The 16,764-nt window shown below is 70.3% G+C and carries 17 protein-coding genes; 7 read left to right on the top strand and 10 right to left on the bottom strand.

What is annotated here, in order from left to right; genetic code table 11:
- Nucleotides 1-46: 46 nt before the first annotated feature.
- Both yidC and ABD798_RS26600 read right to left on the bottom strand, forming a co-directional pair.
- The gene (yidC, locus tag ABD798_RS26605; protein ID WP_344880224.1) at nt 47-883 is read right to left on the bottom strand and encodes a membrane protein insertase YidC; all 837 of its coding nucleotides are present in this window, start codon (nt 881-883) and stop codon (nt 47-49) included.
- Between the two features lie 61 nt (nt 884-944).
- Nucleotides 945-1,259, bottom strand: coding sequence for a DUF6412 domain-containing protein (locus ABD798_RS26600; RefSeq protein WP_344880221.1), 315 nt, complete (start codon nt 1,257-1,259; stop codon nt 945-947).
- Between the two features lie 129 nt (nt 1,260-1,388).
- Here ABD798_RS26600 and ABD798_RS26595 point away from each other — a divergent pair, with 129 nt between their 5' ends.
- From ABD798_RS26595 to ABD798_RS26585, 3 genes are all read left to right on the top strand, one after another.
- Complete coding sequence (locus ABD798_RS26595; protein WP_344880218.1) at nt 1,389-1,898, top strand: hypothetical protein; 510 nt, start codon at nt 1,389-1,391, stop codon at nt 1,896-1,898.
- A 111-nt stretch (nt 1,899-2,009) separates the two neighbouring features.
- Nucleotides 2,010-2,705, top strand: coding sequence for a TetR/AcrR family transcriptional regulator (locus ABD798_RS26590; RefSeq protein WP_344880215.1), 696 nt, complete (start codon nt 2,010-2,012; stop codon nt 2,703-2,705).
- A gap of 91 nt (nt 2,706-2,796) precedes the next feature.
- Nucleotides 2,797-3,663, top strand: coding sequence for an alpha/beta fold hydrolase (locus ABD798_RS26585; RefSeq protein ID WP_344880212.1), 867 nt, complete (start codon nt 2,797-2,799; stop codon nt 3,661-3,663).
- 210 nt (nt 3,664-3,873) lie between these two features.
- Here ABD798_RS26585 and ABD798_RS26580 read toward each other — a convergent pair whose 3' ends face one another.
- The 3 genes from ABD798_RS26580 to ABD798_RS26570 form a co-directional block, all read right to left on the bottom strand.
- Nucleotides 3,874-4,503 carry a LysE family translocator gene (locus tag ABD798_RS26580; RefSeq protein WP_344880209.1) on the bottom strand — a complete coding sequence of 210 codons (630 nt, stop codon included), beginning with the start codon at nt 4,501-4,503 and terminating at the stop codon, nt 3,874-3,876.
- Nucleotides 4,504-4,586: 83 nt separating this feature from the next.
- Nucleotides 4,587-6,239, bottom strand: coding sequence for a glutamate--tRNA ligase (locus tag ABD798_RS26575; RefSeq protein ID WP_344880206.1), 1,653 nt, complete (start codon nt 6,237-6,239; stop codon nt 4,587-4,589).
- A 54-nt stretch (nt 6,240-6,293) separates the two neighbouring features.
- Nucleotides 6,294-7,451, bottom strand: a complete 1,158-nt coding sequence (locus tag ABD798_RS26570) for an alkaline phosphatase family protein (RefSeq protein WP_344880203.1) — start codon at nt 7,449-7,451, stop codon at nt 6,294-6,296.
- A 73-nt stretch (nt 7,452-7,524) separates the two neighbouring features.
- Here ABD798_RS26570 and ABD798_RS26565 point away from each other — a divergent pair, with 73 nt between their 5' ends.
- Complete coding sequence (locus tag ABD798_RS26565; protein WP_344880200.1) at nt 7,525-8,739, top strand: cytochrome P450; 1,215 nt, start codon at nt 7,525-7,527, stop codon at nt 8,737-8,739.
- A gap of 186 nt (nt 8,740-8,925) precedes the next feature.
- Here the strand turns inward: ABD798_RS26565 and ABD798_RS26560 are convergent, their stop codons facing one another.
- From ABD798_RS26560 to ABD798_RS26550, 3 genes are all read right to left on the bottom strand, one after another.
- The gene (locus ABD798_RS26560; protein ID WP_344880197.1) at nt 8,926-9,711 is read right to left on the bottom strand and encodes a DinB family protein; all 786 of its coding nucleotides are present in this window, start codon (nt 9,709-9,711) and stop codon (nt 8,926-8,928) included.
- A 187-nt stretch (nt 9,712-9,898) separates the two neighbouring features.
- Nucleotides 9,899-10,858 (bottom strand): DMT family transporter, encoded by a 960-nt coding sequence (locus ABD798_RS26555; protein ID WP_344880194.1) that lies wholly within the window; start codon nt 10,856-10,858, stop codon nt 9,899-9,901.
- 183 nt (nt 10,859-11,041) lie between these two features.
- Complete coding sequence (locus ABD798_RS26550) at nt 11,042-13,234, bottom strand: DUF8189 domain-containing protein (RefSeq protein WP_344880191.1); 2,193 nt, start codon at nt 13,232-13,234, stop codon at nt 11,042-11,044.
- 330 nt (nt 13,235-13,564) lie between these two features.
- Between ABD798_RS26550 and ABD798_RS26545 the strand changes: the two genes are divergently transcribed.
- Genes ABD798_RS26545 through ABD798_RS26535 form a run of 3 tightly spaced genes read left to right on the top strand, consistent with a single transcriptional unit; the run spans nt 13,565 to nt 15,881 of the window.
- Nucleotides 13,565-14,686, top strand: coding sequence for a glycoside hydrolase family 18 protein (locus ABD798_RS26545; protein WP_344880188.1), 1,122 nt, complete (start codon nt 13,565-13,567; stop codon nt 14,684-14,686).
- Between the two features lie 9 nt (nt 14,687-14,695).
- Complete coding sequence (locus tag ABD798_RS26540; RefSeq protein WP_344880185.1) at nt 14,696-14,947, top strand: hypothetical protein; 252 nt, start codon at nt 14,696-14,698, stop codon at nt 14,945-14,947.
- Nucleotides 14,948-14,975: 28 nt separating this feature from the next.
- On the top strand, nt 14,976-15,881 hold the full coding sequence (locus ABD798_RS26535) for a hypothetical protein (protein ID WP_344880182.1): 906 nt from the start codon (nt 14,976-14,978) through the stop codon (nt 15,879-15,881).
- On the opposite strand, the gene ABD798_RS26530 is transcribed toward ABD798_RS26535, so the two are convergent.
- Nucleotides 15,867-16,409: a dihydrofolate reductase family protein gene (locus ABD798_RS26530; RefSeq protein WP_344880179.1), complete on the bottom strand. Its 543-nt coding sequence runs from the start codon at nt 16,407-16,409 to the stop codon at nt 15,867-15,869. The two genes, ABD798_RS26535 and ABD798_RS26530, sit on opposite strands and share 15 nt — an antisense overlap.
- Before the next feature lie 89 nt (nt 16,410-16,498).
- Nucleotides 16,499-16,747, bottom strand: a complete 249-nt coding sequence (locus tag ABD798_RS26525; protein ID WP_344880176.1) for a PLDc N-terminal domain-containing protein — start codon at nt 16,745-16,747, stop codon at nt 16,499-16,501.
- Between the last annotated feature and the right edge of the window lie 17 nt (nt 16,748-16,764).

The following is a 16,764-nucleotide window of genomic DNA, read 5'->3' as shown; positions in this document are numbered from 1 at the left end:
GCGACGGCGGGACGCTAACCAGGGGCGGTGAAATCCGGCTGAAACGTCAGCGCTTCGGCTTCTGCCCAGGCCGGGGACCGAGCACCTTCGGTTTCGCCGCCCGCACCGCGGCTTCCTCGCGGTCGACGAACCAGGTGAGGACCTGCTGCTGGCCGAAGGTCCACGCGTTGGTGGCCAGGAAGTACAGCAGCACCCCGATCGGCACCGGGAAGAACAGCCCGGAGGTGAGCATGCCGACCGGCGCCAGGTAGGTCATCGCCTTGGTGATCGTGGCGAGCTGCGGGTTGGGGTTCTCCTGGCGGCGCACGCTCATCCGCATCGACAGGAACGTGGCCAGGCCGGCGAGCACCATCAGCGGCACGCCGACGGCGATCATGTGCGCGCGGTCGGTGCCGAACGCGGCGAGGTCGGCCAGCGGCTGGCTGATCCAGTTGCCGAGCTTCGCGCCGAAGACGTCGGCGTTGAGGAAGGACGTCACGCCCGCGCTGTCGAAGGCGTGGTTGGACTGGGCGCCGGGGGTGAAACCACGCAGAACCCAGTAGAGGCTGAAGAAGACGGGGATCTGCAACAGCGCGGGAAGGCAGCCCGCGAAGGCGCTCGTGCCCTCGGAGGCGTGCAGTTTCTGGACTTCCTGGAGCATGCGCTGCTGGTCGTCGCGGTAGCGCTCGCGGATCTTCTTGATCTGCGGGGCGAGCTTCTGGTTGCGCCGGGCCGAACGGAGCTGGCTGAGCGCGGGCTTGATCAGCAGGGCGCGGACGGTGAAGACGAGGAAGACGATCGCGAGGACCCAGGCGATTCCGCTGGCCGGGCTGAAAACGGCGCCGAAAACCAGGTGCCAGAACCAGAGCACGGCGGAAACCGGGTAGAGGATGAAGTCGAACAAGGGGACGCTCCCTGAGGGCGAGTCGTGATTCGGGCAGACCGAGACGACCGCCGGGTGTTTCTCAGGCGGTCGCGGTCCCGAACGACGGAGCTCGTGGCTTGGGGCGGCCCGGAGCGTCGGGGTCGCGCAGCCGGATGAAGTCGGCGAGGCGGGCGCGTTCGCGCAGGCTGATCGCCCGCACACGCATCGGGACGGCCGTTTCCAGGCGCCCGCACACCACGATCGCGACGGCGAAGGCGGCCGCGATGCCCGCTGTCAGCGCGGTGGCCAGGCCCAGCGAGCCGTTGCCGCCCGCCGCGGGCAGGAGCACGAAGAGGGCAGGGAGGAAGAGGGCCAGCAGCAGCTGGACCCGCATCGCGGCCGAAACCCTTCCCACGCGGTCACTGTACCGCCGCACAGATTCCTTGGTGACAAAGGCGCTGATCTGTGCCGCGTTGCACGAGGCGATTCGCTGGTGCTTTTCTCCCGTTTGCTCCAGTTGGACCAGGGATAGTGAGGAATCACCATGAGCGCAGTGCGCTCCCTCGTCGCCGTCGTGCTCGCCGCCTCGGTGTCGATCGTCTCGGTGACCATGCCGGCACAGGCCGCCCCGGGCGCCCTTTCGTGGGTCGCCGCCCCCGGCCAGGCCCCCGCTCAGCCGCCGCCGTGGGCCCCGTGCGGCATCGGCGACTCGGCGAGCAAGATCGTCCACCTGTACCCGCTCGGCGCCGCGCTGCGCTGCGGTACGGAGAACGCCGGTTACCGCCACATTCTCAAGCGCCACATGAAGGATTTCGAGGTGATGGCTTTCGGTACCGCCCAGAACTGGCGCGACATCGCGCACCTGGCGATCCACCACACCATGCAGACCCCGGAGAAGAACACGTCCAACGGCGGCAAGACGTGCCGTTCGCGCAACATCATCCTGGTCAACCTCCAGAGCAACAAGGAGGTCGGGCGCAAGGTCGTCCGGGTGGTCACCAGCGACACCAAGAACAACGACGTCATCACCGCCTACCCGGCCGGCCACTGCTGATTCTCGTTGGTGAGCGCGAGCCCCTTGCCGGTGAGGGGCTCGCGTGCTTGACAGTGCAGTAAGGCGAGCCTTAGTTTCACCCGGTAACTTACTGGGCGGGGGAGGGCTGGGGTGACGCGTGCGGTCGGTGGTCGTCCGGCGAGGATCGCGGTGCAGGACATCGTGCGGGTGGGGCGCGAGCTGGGCATGCGCAGGCTCAGCGTCAAGGCGGTCGCGACCGGGCTCGGGGTGAGCTCGACGGCGCTGTACCGGCACGTGGACGGGCGCTGGGGGTTGGAGCGGCTGGTCGGCGAGAGCGTGCTGGCGGAGCTGCGGTTGCGCGATGACCCGGAGCACGACGTGCCCAAGCACCTGCTGTCCTTCGCGATGCAGATGCGGGAGTTCGCGTTGCGCCACCCCGGGGTGGTGGGTTACCTGCAACTGCTGTTCCCGCGCGGGGAGAGCGGTCAGCGGTTGCTGGCGTTCGAGGTGGAAGCGTTGGGGCGCAGGGGTTACGCGCCGGACGCGGCGATCGTGCTGAGCGGGGCGGTTGCCTCGTTGACGATCGCGATGACGGCCTCGGAGGAGAACAGCGCGGCGGCCGAGGACGCGGACGGGCTGGCGCGTGAGCGCGAGGCGGTGGTGGACAGGCTGGCCAAGGACGACCGCTTTGGCAGAGCGCCGACGACGTTGCCGCAGATCGAGCGCCCGGAGTACGTGCGGTTGCTGCTGACGGCCTCGATCAGAGGCCTGGTCGAGGTGTGCCCGCCGGGGCGTCCGGTCGCGGAGATGATCGCGGAGCTGGCAGCGGCCGGGGTGGGCGTCTGATGGCGCGCGGCATCCAGGGCGCGATGATGCGCGGGCTCGGTGCGCGCGATCATGAGGCCACCGTCCTCGGCGCCGACTGGCGGATCAGCTCATGACGCACACGCAGGGCACGTCGGAGTGGGTGCCCCTGCCCGACGGGCGTCGGCTGCACGCGATGGTGCTGCCCGGACCCAGCTCTGGTGCTGGAATCGCGCCGACCGTGGTCTTCGAGGCCGGAGCCGCCGCGACCCGCTCGTCGTGGGCGGGGGTGCAGCCGCTCGTCGCGGAGCACGCTCGCGCGATCGTGTACGACCGCTCCGGGCTCGGCCGCAGCGGGCCCGATCCGCGCGGCCGGACGCTGAGCCGGATGGCCGACGACCTCGGTGCGCTGCTCGACCACTTCGGTCCGGGGCCGTTCGTGCTGGCAGGACACAGCGCGGGCGGTCCGATCGTCCGCCTCGCCGCTTCCGCGAGGCCTTCGCGGGTCGCCGGGCTCGTGCTCGTCGACCCGACCGATGAGGCGGCCGATGTCCTGTTCGGGCGCGGTTTCCGCCGCGCTGAGCGGTTCGCGGTAAGGACCGGGGCCGTGCTCGCGCGCCTCGGCCTGCTCCGGTTCGCCTACCGCTCGTTGCTGCGGGGCATCCCCGAGGACGTGCGCCAGGACCTCGTTCGCGAGGCGTTCCACTCCGGAGTCGTTCGCACACAACGGCTTCAGGCCAGGACGTTCCTCGACGAGCTGGCCACGTGGCGCGATCACCCGCCCGCGCTGGGGGACATCCCGCTGACCGTGATCTCCGGTGCGCTCAGCGGCGGCGGCATGACCTCCGCGATGCGCTCGGCCGCCATCGCCGCCCACGCTCGTCGAGCTGCTTCATCGCCCGCGGGCCGCCACGTCATCGCCAGGCGCTCCGGCCACTACGTCCCCGTCACCGAACCCCACGTGATCGCCGAGGAGATCATCGCGCTGCTCAGGGGCTAGGCCCTGTCCTGTACGTCATCAGGTTCGCCGGTCTTCAAGACCACCCAACCCCCACCCCAGCCGTCTTCAACGACAGCAAACCCCCGCAAGGCAGCAGGGTTTGCGGCGGTTAGCGATGATCAGCAGCGGGGTTTGCTGGTCTTGAAGACACCCCAACCCCCGGTGGCACCGTGAGCGGGATGCACAGCGCCACCACTTACGGGACAGGCCCTAGTCGACGGCCAGGCGGACGCCGAGGCCGATGAAGATGCCGCCGGTGGCGACGTCGATGCGGCGCTTGGCGGAGCGGCGGCGCCGCAGCCAGCCACCGATGCGACCGGCGAGCACGCCCACGGTGCCGTCGACGACGAACTCCAGCGCGATGAGGATCGCGCCGAGGATGGCGAACTGCAACCACACCTGGCCGAGCTCGGGGCTGATGAACTGGGGCAGGAACGCGATGGTGAAGGTGACCATCTTCGGGTTGATCAGATTGGTGAACAGGCCGTTGAGGAACGCCTTGCGCGCGGTCATCCCGCCGCCGGAGGCGTCGACGTCGGGGGTCTGCTCGCCGCGGTGGCGGATCATCTGCACGCCGAGGTAGATCAAGTACGCGGCGCCGACGACGCGGACGACGGTGAACGCGGTCGGCGCGGCTTCGAACAGCGCGGCGAGGCCGACGGCGGCGAGCGCCACGTGCACGGCCTCGCTGACGGCGACTCCGGCGGTGGCGAACAACCCGGCGCGCGGGCCGCCCTTGATGCCGCAGCCCAGCACGAACAGCATGTCGGGGCCCGGCGTGAGCATGGCGACCAGGGTGGTCATCGTGAACAGCGCGAGGAGGTGCGGGTCGACGGGCATGACCGCAGCATGTCACGCCCGCGCGGCGCGGACCAGCCACAACGGGGCGGCCGTCCACAGTGGACGGCCGCCCCGGGCGAGGACTACGCCGACAGCGGGGCGAGCCTGCGCAGCGTCTCCTCCTGGCCGATGGCCCGGGTGATCGCGTGCAGGTCGGGGCTGCGGGTGGAGCCGGTGATGGCGATGCGGATGATCTGCGAGGCCTCGCGGATGGAGCCGGGGAAGGACTCGGGGTCCTTCTTGTACTCCTTGGCGTTGCGGGCGAAGCCGTGCTTGGCGGCCAGGTCGCGGATCTGGCCGAACCACTCCTGCCCGTCCTCCAGCTGCTGGTAGCCCTCGACGAAGTCGCGCACCAGCGCGCTGACGACCTCGGCAGGGACGCCGAGCGCGGTGATCCGCTCGTCGGCCACGCCGGTCACGGCCTCGTGCAGCTGCGGGAAGAAGAAGCCGTAGGCCTCGCGGAACTCGCTCCACTTGCGGAGGTCCTTGCGCGGGTTCTCCACGTCGACGCGCTCCACCGCGAGCCCGCGCAGCGCCAGCTCGGGCTCGGCGTCGAGCACCTTGCGCAGCTCGGGGTCGAACTGGGCCGACCACACGAGCATGGCGTCCAGGATCTCCTGGCCGGACAGCGTCGCGATGTGGTCGGCGGAGAGCGCGTCGAGCTTCACCAGGTCGACAAGCGGCCCGGCGACACCGCAGTGGGCCAGCTGGATGGGCTCGGCGAGCGCCTGCTCCAGCGGCAGCTCGGCGAGGCGGCCGTTGGCCAGCCCGCGCAGGTAGTACAGCACCGCGGCGGCGGGGTAGCCGGCCTCGATGTAGAAGTCGACACCGGCCTCGGGGTCCTTGCGCTTGGACAGCTTGCGCTTGCTGCTGCCCTCCTGCTTCATCAGCGGCGCGATGTGCGCGTAGGTGATCGGTTCGAAGCCCAGCGCGGCGAAGAGCTGCTGGTGCAGCGGCACCGAGGAGATCCACTCATCGCCGCGGATGACCAGGTTGACGCGCATCAGGTGGTCGTCGACGGCGTGCGCGAAGTGGTAGGTGGGCAGGCGCGGGGACTGCTCGGAGCTCTTCAGCACGACGACGTCGTTGCGGTTGGCCTCGGCCTCGATGTCGCCACGGATGGCGTCGGTGAAGCGGGTCCGGTGCCCGGCGTCCTCGGGAGCGCGGAAGCGCACGACGTAGGGATCGCCCGCGTCGAGCTTGGCCTGGACCTGCTCGGCGGTGGCGTTGCGCCACAGCGACCAGCGGCCGTAGTAGCCGGGTGCGACCTTCTGCGCCTGCTGGCGCTTGGTGATGTCGGCCAGCTCGTCCTTGGTGGCGAAGTCGAGGTAGGCGCGGCCTTCGCGCAGCAGCTCGCGCGCGTAGGTCAGGTAGATCCGCTCGCGCTCGGACTGCGCGTACGGGGCGTAGTCGCCGCCGAGGTCGATGTCCTCCTCCGCCGCCAGGCCGAAGTACTCGAACGCGCGGCGGAACTGCTCCAGCGCGCCCTCGACCTCGCGGGACTGGTCGGTGTCCTCGATGCGGACCAGGTAGCGGCCACCCGAGCGGCGCGCGATGTCCTGGTCGATGGTGGCGACGTAGATCCCGCCGATGTGCACGAAGCCGGTCGGCGACGGGCCGAACCGGGTGACCATGGCCCCCTCGGGCAGCTCGCGAGCCGGGTACTGCTGTTCCCAGTGCTGGGGCTCGGGGAGGTCTGCGGGGAACAGCGCGTCGATGACAGCTCGGTCCAGCATCGGGGGTCAGGTCTCCTGGCGTTGTGCAGCACAGATCATGCGCGGATGGACGTCTCACACGGTAACGCAGCCCTTGATGAGCAGGGGCACCAGTTGTTCTTCGGCGGTGAGCGAGCCGTGCTGACCCAGAAAATCGCTGACGTGCGGTTCGCGTCGAGAGCTGACCACGACGAGCGAGTCCTTCGCCGCCACGACGAGATCGCCGACGCGCTCGCGCACGCGGTCGCTGACGTGCGGGCCGAACCAGCCGTTGGCGATCGCCTCGTCCCGGGTGGTGATCCACGCGCGGTCGCCGAGCACCGCGCTCCACCGCGCGAGCACGTCGCCGGTGGCTCCCGCGCGGGTGTAGACGTGGCGGACGCGCGCCTCGCCGCCGAGCAGCCGCACGTCCTCGCTGAGCCGTTCGTCGGCGTCGAAGTCGGCCTTGTCCGCGTCGCCGACCGCCACCATGCCGTGGTCGGCGGTGATCACGAGCGTGCTGTCAGCGGGCATGTCCTCGGCCAGCGAGGCGGCGAGCAGGTCGACGAACCGGAGCTGCCGACGCCACGGCGCGCTGCCGGGGCCGTAGAAGTGGCCGACCGCGTCGAGATCCGCGTGGTAGGCGTAGCAGAACACCCGGCCGGGCTCGCGCATCGCGCCGATCGCCCGGCTGACCAGGTCGCCGAGCGCGACCGTGCCGAGGAAACCACCACCGCGCAGAACGGCTCTGGTGAGGCCGCTGCGCTGATGGAGCTGAGGAGCGACCAGCCGCACCGCCACGCCCGCCGCCTCCGCGCGCTGCCACACGGTCGGGTGAGGCTGAACCTCCTCGGGGATGAGCGTCGAGCGCAGGTCCACGTGCTCGGCGACGCCGTGCCGGTGCCACCGCAGCGCGTTGAGCAGCTCGTCCCCGGCGGCGAAGGAGAAGCCGACGAAACCGTGCTCGCCCGCAGGGGTCCCGGTGCCGAGCGAGGCGAGGCTGGTCGCGGTGGTGGCCGGAAAGCCGCAGGTGATCGCGCGATCGGCCACGGCGAGCGAGGACAGGAACGGCGCGTCGGCGGCGTGGTCGGCGAGCAGCCGCCAGCCGAGGCCGTCGACCAGCAGCAGGCACACCTTGGGCGTCGGGGCGAAGCCGAGCACGTCGACCGCGCCGGGGACGCCGAGCGCTGCCAGCAGCGAGGGCGTCACATCGGCCAGCGAACCGGCTCCATAGGCAGGCACCAAAGGTTGCACCGCGCGATCCTAGGACGCGGACGCGGCGCCGCCTAGCATCGGAAACACCTGTACACCAACGGGATTCGAGGCCATGCGAACAGCTGACATCGACGTGCTGAGCTGCCACGTGTACGCCGACGGGGTACCGCACGACCAGCTCGCCCACCTGCGGCGCACCGCGCCCGTCCACCGCCAGGACATCCCCGACCCGCACCTGCTGGACTCCGCCTGGGTGATCACCAAGGCCGAGGACGTCCGCGCGATCAGCACGCGGCCCGAGATCTTCTCCTCCGCTCAGGGGATCTCGCTGCGCGCCCAGCGCACGGCCGCGGCGAAGAAGCTCGACGTCGGCAACTTCATCAACCTCGACGACCCCGAGCACCGGCGCCTGCGCACGCTCGTCGGCAAGGGCTTCACCCCGCGCATCGTCCGGCGCTTCGAAGAGGACCACCGCGCGCTCGCCGAGGGCATCGTCGGGCGGGCGCTGCGGCTGGGCACCTTCGACTTCGTCGCGGAGGTCTCCGCCGAGCTGCCGCTGCTGGCGATCTGCAAGCTGCTCGGCGTGCCCGAGGCCGACCGCGCGCTGTTCTACCGCTGGAGCAACGTGCTGATGGGCGCGGAGGACCCGGACTACGCCCGGCCGCAGGCGGAGCTGGCCGAGATCGTCGTGCGCTTCCGCCAGTACGTCCTGGAACTCGTTGCCGTGCGCCGCGCCGACCCGCGCGAGGACATCCTGTCGACGCTGGGCACCTCGACGCTGGCGGAGCAAGACCTGACCGACGACGAGATCGCCGGTTTCGCGCTGCTGCTCATGGTCGCGGGCAACGAGACCACGCGGAACACGTTGTCGCACGGGCTGATCGCGCTGATGGAGCACCCTGAGCAGTGGCAGGCGTTGCGTGCCGACCCGAGCCTGCTCGACGGCGCGGTCGAGGAGATCATCCGCTGGGCCTCACCGGTGAACTACATGGCGCGCACCGTCGTCCGGGACACGTCGTTGCGCGGAGCGCGGCTGCGCGAAGGCGAACGCGTCGCGCTGATGTACGCCTCGGCCAACCGGGACGAGGACGTGATCCCCGACGGCGACGCCTTCGACATCACGCGGGGCGAGCAGCGTCACCTGTCCTTCGGGATCGGACCGCACTTCTGCCTCGGCGCGCACCTGGCCCGGGGCGAGGCGAAGGCGGTCCTGGCCGAGCTGCTGCGCCGCGTGGAGAGCTTCCACCCGGCCGGACCGGTCCGCAGGCTGCGCTCCAGCTTCGTGCACGGCATCAAGGAGCTGCCCGTCACGGCTCGCTTGGCCTAGGGCCTGTCCTGCAAGTCGCCGGGTTCGGCGGTCTTCAAGACCTACACACCCCTGCCCCAGCGGTCTTCAACGACGGCAAACCTCGCGAGGCTGCTGGGTTTGCGGCGGTTGGTGATGATCAACAGGGGGTTTGGTGGTCTTGAAGACACCCCGACCCCCAGCGGCACCGTGACCGGAATACGCAGCTCAACCACTTACAGGACAGGCCCTAGCAGGGTCCTCAGCCAGGTCGCGCTCGGCGTAGAGCCGGTGCTCCCACTCCTCGTTCACCACGATCCACAGGCATTCCCGGAACGGGAAGTTCTCCATCTGGGGCCAGCCCGGTTCGGTGCGCGTCACCTCGGAGTCCAGCTGCTCGTCGGTCAGCGACTCGATCACCGAGCGCACCATCGCCTGCCGTTCGCGGCGGACCGCGAGGACCTCCTCCAGCGAGGGCCGGGCCTCGCGGTCCCAGGGAATGCCGTCCCAGCCGGGCGCCTCGTCCCACGGCAGGTCCAGCGGGTGCCACGGCGACGCGGTGCCCAGCACCATCCGCCCGACCCACGCGGCACTGGCGAAGTTGAGGTGCCGCAACGTCTGGACGAAGGACCACTCCCCGTCGACGTTGCGGTGCAGCTCAGCCTCCGGCAGCCGCCGCGCGCGCTCGACCGTGCCTTCCCACAGCCGCTCCAACACCGGCCACGCTTCGCGGAAGTCGTTGGCGCTCTTGGGGTTCATCTTCGCGCGCTCCGGCATGCGGCGGTTCAGCTCCGCGTCGACCAGCGGCGCGACGTCGACGCCGTTGATCACCAGGTTGCGCAGCTCCCCGCTGATCTCCACGTCGATCAGCTCGACGCCGCGCATCTTCGTCCCGTGGAAGAGCGCGCCGCGCACGTCGGCGCCGCTGAAGTCCACGTGCCGGAACGTGGCGTTCCGGAGCTTCGTGCGCTGGAAGAGCGCTCCGCTGAGGTCCTGCTCGTGGAACTCGGTCATGACCGGCACCGTAGAGCCGATCCCGGACGTTCGGCTACCGCAACCGCCGCGCAGGCCGCAGTCCGCGTGGCGCGGAGTTCACCAGTCTTCAAGTACACCGAACCCCCGGCCTGGAGGTCTTCAACCGCCGCAAACCCCTGGCCCTGTGGGGGTTTTCGGGGGGTTTGAAGACGTGCCGACCCGGGCGCTACCGGGAACGGCGGGCCGCCAGGGCCAGTGCGACGAAGGTGATCACCACGCCGATGAGCGTCGCGGTCGACGGCGGGCCGGAGGTGATCATGTCGAGCGCCACCGCGCCCAGGAGCTGGCCCGCCACGCTGGCGAGCCCGAAGACGAGCACTCCGATGCGCCGCACCGCGAGCGTCGCCACCGCGATCACACCGACGCCGATCACTCCCGCCAGGTAGAGCAGCGGTTCGCCCGGCAGCTGTCCGACTGAGCTCCCGGTCAGCACCACCCTCAGCACCAGCGCGATCCCGAGCCCCGCCGTCGCCACCACGAAGTTGAGCAGCGTCGCCGGCCACGGCGACCCCGCGACCGCGCCGACCCTGCCGTTGAGCGAGGACTGCACCGCGATCGCGACACCCGCCAGCACCGGCAACACCACCAGCGCCAAGGTCCCCTCGCCCGCCCACGCGCCACCTCCGGCGATCGCGACCGCGCCGACGCACGCCACGGCACCGACCGCTCGCGCGACCGTGATCGGGCGCGGACCACCTGGGCCCGGCCAGAACCTGTCGACGACCAGTCCGCCGACCGCCGTGCCTCCCACCGCGGCGACGGTGAACACGGCCACTCCGAGCGGAGCGGCGCTGATTCCCTGTCCTGCCACGAACAACGCGCCGCACAGTCCGCCCGAGAGCTGCCACCACCGCAACTCGTTGCGGCGCACCGCGGTGCGGATCCGGCCGAGCCCACGCCGCCCGGACGGGAGCAGGGGAACCACCGCGAGCAGCAGCAGAAGTCCGACGGCCGTCGACGCCAGCGTCCCGGTGATCCCGTCTCCGGCGAGCGCGCCGAGATCCCCGTTGAGCCGAGCCTGGAGCGCCAACCCGACCCCGGCCACCACCGCCGCCACCACCGGGACGACACCCCGAACTCCGGGACCAGCGGAATCCTTCCGCACCACCACATCGCGCACCGTCACACCGTGAAACGGTGGCAGCCCCGACCTCCGCGCGGGAGCCGAGATGAACGATCCTGTCAGCACTGCTCCACCTGGCGTAGACCGCCATCCCACCGCCCCCGTCGACGTACCCGGGCGTGGGCGCGGGGGAGAGGGGTGGACGTAGCGGCCCGGCACCTGGGCGGGTGCCGGGCCGCGGTGTGCTCAGCAGGTCGTGGGCGGGGTCATGCTGGTCCGGAAGACCGTGGCGGAGCTGCTCTTCTGGTCGGTGCCCTCCTTCGCGCGCGTGACGCTCTGCCCGGCGACGGTCCAGTCGCTGCGCGCCCCGTCGAAGGACCAGTTCCCGCTGACCTTCTTGGTGAGGTAGCCCTTCTCCAGCCAGCCGTACTGCTTCGGTTTGAGCACCAGGTAGGCGCCGACGCTCACCGCGCGCTCCTCGATCCAGGTGTGGGAGTAGGAGGCGGTGATCGCGACCTTGAGCTTGCTGATCAGCAGGTCGGTCTCCTTCTCTCCGCTGATCGAGCCGCCGACGGTGTTCTGCCACCCGGTCATCTCGGTGTAGTTGAGCACCGCCGTCTGGTCGACGTTGGCCATGTTGCGCACCACCGTGGTGGGCAGGCACTTCATCGTGTCCACGTAGGCGGTGTTGGTCGTGCCGTCCAGCGTGAAGTCGCACGAGCCGTTGCTCTCGGCGCACTCGGCGAAGCCTCGGTCGATGGCGAGGTTGGCGGTGCCCGGCGCGTCACCGTTGTTCTTGCCGAGCCGCCACTGCTGCTTGGTGTCGCTGGAATCGCAGTGGTCGGCGAGCTTCGCGGCGGGCGCCATGTCGATCTTGGTGAGGCAGCTGCCGTTGTCGCTCTGCCGGATCAGGTAGGTGCTGCCCAGCTTGACCGGCTCCAGGTACCAGACCTGGTTGGAGCTGTCGTTGCACGCTTCCTGGTAGATCCGCAGATCCGACCACCAGATGTCCATGCAGCGGTTGGCGGCCCGGTTGACGATGCGGAACGTGCCGCCGCCGCGCGACTCCAGCTTCCAGTTCTGGCTCTCCTTGGCCGCGTTGGGCGTCAGGAGGTTGTAGTAGGTGTCCGCCCGCGCTTCCTCCAACGGGCCGATCGTCAGGTTGGACGCGACGTTGAGGATGCTCAGGCAGTTCATCCCGCCCGTCCCCGCGCACGGCGAGGGGCCGGAGGACAGGCTGCTCCACTCGCTCCAGTCGTTGCCGGGCGGGGCGCTCGGCGCGTTCTGCGCCTTGGCGGACATCCGCCCGTCGGCCTGCCTGGTGATCAGCGCGACGCGGCCGTCGGTGTTGCGGGCGGCGATCAGCTGGTTGTCGGTGCCGGGATCACCCAGGCGCTCGAACTCCCGCCAGGTGTCCACGCTGCCGGGCTGTCCTTGGATGCGGTGCACGACCATGCCGTCCGACACGGCCTTCGCGAACAGCTCAAGGCGCCCGTCGGAGTTGGAGACCACCACCGGGTCGTTCTTGAGCACACCGCCCATCGAGGTCCACGCACCCCAGGTCGCCCCGTCCGCCTTGGTCTGCGCGCTGTACCAGATCTGCCCGTTGGCTCGGCGCCCGAAGATCTGCAACCGTCCGTCGTTGTTGCGGCCCACCGCGGGCACCCCGGCGAACTCGCCGCCCAGATCGGTCCAGGCTCCCCAGTCGTTGACGCCGTTGACCGTCTTCTGCGTCCGGCTCCAGAGCTTCTTGTCCGCGCCGACCGCGAAGACCTGGAGCTTGCCCTGGAGGTTCGCCTCCAGCACCGGCTCCATCGCGATGGTCGTGCCGGTCGGCGCGCCGAGCTGGCCCGCCGTGCCGTCCCACTGCTCGGTGAAGGGGCTGCCCGCGACCTTCTGCCAGCGGCTGATCAGCGTCCCGTCGGTCGAGCGCGCCACCACCTGCACCCGGCCGTCGGGGTTGAGCGCCACCGCGGGGTCGCCGGTGATCTTGTTGCCGAGCGACTTCCAGCCGGTCTCCCACTTGGTGCCGCAGGTGAGCCCCGCGGTGCCCTGGCTGGTGTAGCGCACCGTGCCGTCGGTGCCCCTGACGAAGGCCTCCAGCCGCCCGTCCGCGTTCTTGACGATCACCGGGTTGCCCGCGGCCGCGCCGGTCAGGTTGGTCCACTGGCCCCAGCGCGAGCCCGGCGAGGTCTGCCCGATCTGCCAGATGTCGCCGTTGGCGGCGGTGGTGAAGGTCTCCAGGCAGTTCTGGCTGTTCATCGCGACGTTCTTCGCGCCGGAGGTCTCGACCACCCCGATCTTGCCGATGCCCGGGTCGGAGACGGTCGGTGGATCGGCGGCGTGCGCCGACGGCACCGCCCCCAGTGCGGCGGTCACCACCGAGGCGGTGACCACGGAGAGGAGCGCTTTCGTTGTTCGATGCTTCCGGCGGCGCATGACGGCTCCATTCTGGGAATGCGTTTCCGCGAATGAGCGATCCGCCGTCTGCCCCGACTCAGCCTGTCTGGATCGAATCGCCCGTCGGACAGCGTGGGGGCCGGAAATAGTTCCGCACAAGAGCAGTTATTGACTCGATATTTACTGTCGAATGAGGCAGGGAAATGCATGGATATTCACTCCGTGGTGTCCGGAAAGGTCCACGGATGCGGTTCGCCGTCCCCGGCCGATGATCACTGGTTGTCGCCGCGCTGCTCCGTTCGGCGGCATGGCGTGAAGGGGTTTCGCGGACATCCCTCGCGATTGCCGTCCACGGGTAGGTTCGCGTTCGTGCCCAAGGCCCTGTGGATCACCTCGTTCGCCTTCGCGACGGTGCTGCTGAGCGCCCTCGTGCTCGAAACGCGTGTGCTGCTCGGCTTCGACAGCGTGCTCTGGGTGGTGCTCCTGCTCGGCGTCGCCGCGCTCTGGGTGGTCGTCGTCGTGCGGCTGCACGTGCGCCGCGCGGTCGTCGTGCTCGCGGTCCTGCTCGCGCCGGTGCTCGTGGTGACCGGCGGCGGGAGCTGGCTCATCGCGCAGAACCTGGCTTCGGCCGAGCGCGCGAGCGGGACCGACGCGCTGTGGATGGGGCACGCCTGGGTCGACGGGCGGCGCTCCCGCTCCGACGTGGACGCTCTCGTGGCCCGCGTCCGCGAAGCGCGGTTTCGCGACCTCTTCGTGCACTCCGGGCCGCTCCGCGACGACGGCTCGCTCGATCCCGCGCTCCGGCCGGCCGCGCGGGGGCTCGTCGAGGACCTCCACCGAGCCCTGCCGGGCGTCCGCGTGCAGGCGTGGCTCGGCAACGTCGTCGACGAGGGCCGCATGAAGCTCGCCGATCCCGCGACCCGCGCGCGCATCGTGGAAAGCGGGCGGCAGGTGCTCGACGACGGCTTCGACGGCGTGCACTACAACTTCGAGCCCGTTCCAGAAGGCGACCGCGATCTCCTGGAAACCCTTTCTTCGGCGCGGGAGATGACGAAGTCGCGGGCAAAAGTGCTTTCGGTGTCCGCCAACCAGATCGAGCCTGTGCGCGGAACGAACTTCGTCGGCCAGACGCTGCGTGGAAAGCCGCACTGGTGGTCGGCGACCTACATCGGTGAAGTGGCGCGGCGCGTCGACCAGATCGCCGTGATGTCCTACGACTCCGGCATTCCCGTCGAGGCCGCCTACACCGGCTATCTCCGCGCGCAGACCCGCATCGCGCTCCAGGTCGTGCCGCCCGAGGTCGATCTGCTCATGGGCGTCCCCGCCTACCACGACGGCCCGATGCACACCGCCGCCGAGACCGTCACCGCCGCCGTGAAGGGCATTCGCCTCGGCGTGGTTGCGGGTCGGCGGGTCGGCGCGGCCGTCTACGTCGACTTCGCCGCCACGCCGCAGGACTGGGCGCAGTACTTCGCCGGGTGGGTCCACTGACCGTCCACAGTGGAGGATCTGCGGCGGTGGCATGCTGGCGGACATGCCCTGGTTCAGCGCCGCTACCTCAACTCCGACGGGCGCCGGGTCGACTGGAAGCTGATCGACGTCCAGACGCTGGACCTGCTCGGCGATGCCGTCGAGGACGGTCGCGAGGTGTACTCGGAGCTGCGCGATCCCTCGGAGGAGGAGCTGCGGCGGTGGCCCGCACGCGTGCGCTTCGACCCGGAGAACACGCCTCCGCAACAGACCGGCGTGTGAGGCCGCTGATCGGCTTAGACTCCCGGGCGTGACCCAGACCGGGCGTTCTCGCGAGCTCGGCGCCCTGCTGCGCACCGGCCCGTTCCACGCGGCGCTGCGGCTGGCCATCAAGGAGCGCGGGCTGACCCTGGAGCGCCTGCGCGCGCACCTGCGCAGGCACGGCGTGTCGATCGGGCTCTCCAGCCTCAGCAACTGGCAGCACGGGCACAGCCGCCCCGGCCGCGCCGACTCCGAGCACGTGGTGCGTGCGCTGGAGGAGGTGCTGCACCTGCCGAGGCTGTCGCTGGTGACCCTGCTCGCGCGCTCGACCCCGCAGCGGCTGAGCGAGCACGTCGGCCCGCTCGGCGAGCTGCTGGCGGAGTTCGGCGAGACCCAGGGCGAGCACCTGGCCGTGCTCAACCGCTACGACCGCGTGGTGCTCGACGAGCACGGGCGCTTCGGCAACTACCTCTGCCGCACCGCGATCCGCGCGCGCCGCGACGGCGTCGACCGCTTCGTGGTCCGCTACTTCGGCGCGGAGGACAGTTCGAGCGAGTCGGTCGGCCTGCTGGCGCTGGAGAACTGCGAGCTGGGCCGTGTCCGCAGGCACCCGGGCTCTCCGGTCATGGTCGCCGAGCTGCTCTTCGGCCAGACGCTGCGCGCGGGCGACACGTGGGTCTTCGAGTACCAGGGGGTGAGCAGCCACCCCGGGCGCAGCACGGAGTTCGCGCACGCCTTCCGCTACCACGAGAAGCAGTACGTGATGGAGGTCCGCTTCCACCCGGAGTGTCGCCCCGCCCGCTGCCGGTCCTACGAGCGGGGCGACCTCTACAGCCCGAAGCGGATCACCGGCGACCTGCCGCTCAACGACCGCGACGGCGTGCACATCCTCGTCGCGGACGGCACCTCCGGGGTCGTCGGCATCCAGTGGGAGTGGGACTCAGACGACGCGTAGCCGCAGGTTCGTCGCGCCCTCGGCGTGGCTCACCCCGATGCGTTCGAGCTTCACGTTGGTCCCGCCAGGGTGGTCGAACAGGCGCACGCCGTCGCCGAGCAGCACCGGCACCACGAACACGAAGATCTCGTCGAGCACCCCCGCTTCGAGGCACTGGCGGGCGACGTCGGCGCCGATGATGTTGACGTAGCGCTCACCGGCGGCGGCCTTCGCGGCGGCGACCGCGCTCTCCAGGTCCCCGACGAAGGTGACCCCCGGCACCGGCTCGGCGGGCGCGTGGTGGGTGAGCACGAACTGCGGCCCGTCCCACCCGCCGCCGAAGGCCTTGCCCTCTCGCTCGGGATCGCCCCGGTGCGGGTCGTCGCCGCTGTAGCTGCGTTTGCCGACGAGCAGCGAGCCGATCTCCTCGATCAGCCCCGCGACCTCCGGGTTGGGGCCGATGTGCTCCTTCAGCCACGACATGTCACCACCCGGCCCCGCGATGAAACCGTCCAGCGACATGGTCGCGGAGTACAGCGTCTTGGCCATGATCCACCTCCGTCACGATCGGTCGACTGGAGTTGAGACGGTGACGGCCGGGAAAACTCATCGGTGCTCGACGAACTCGGCCCCGCCGGTCAGGTGGTGAAGCGCGAGGACCTTCCCCACAGGAACCAGAACAGCGGCCCCAGGAACGGGAAGGCGAACACGGCCAGCGCCCAGATCGCCTTGCCGCCCGGAGCGTAGTTCTCGCTGCGCACGATGCCGACCAGCGCCGCGATGTAGATGATCAGCGCGGCGAGCCCGATCACCAGGAGCACGCTCAGCACGCTCCACCCCGCGATCTGGCCGCCGAGGTCGGCTTCTTCGGCGAGCACCGCTCCCATCGGACTCTCCCTCCGTC

This window comes from Allokutzneria multivorans (assembly GCF_039537405.1).
In the GTDB taxonomy this organism is placed as follows: domain Bacteria; phylum Actinomycetota; class Actinomycetes; order Mycobacteriales; family Pseudonocardiaceae; genus Allokutzneria; species Allokutzneria multivorans.
This window is presented reverse-complemented; position numbering and strand designations above follow the sequence as displayed.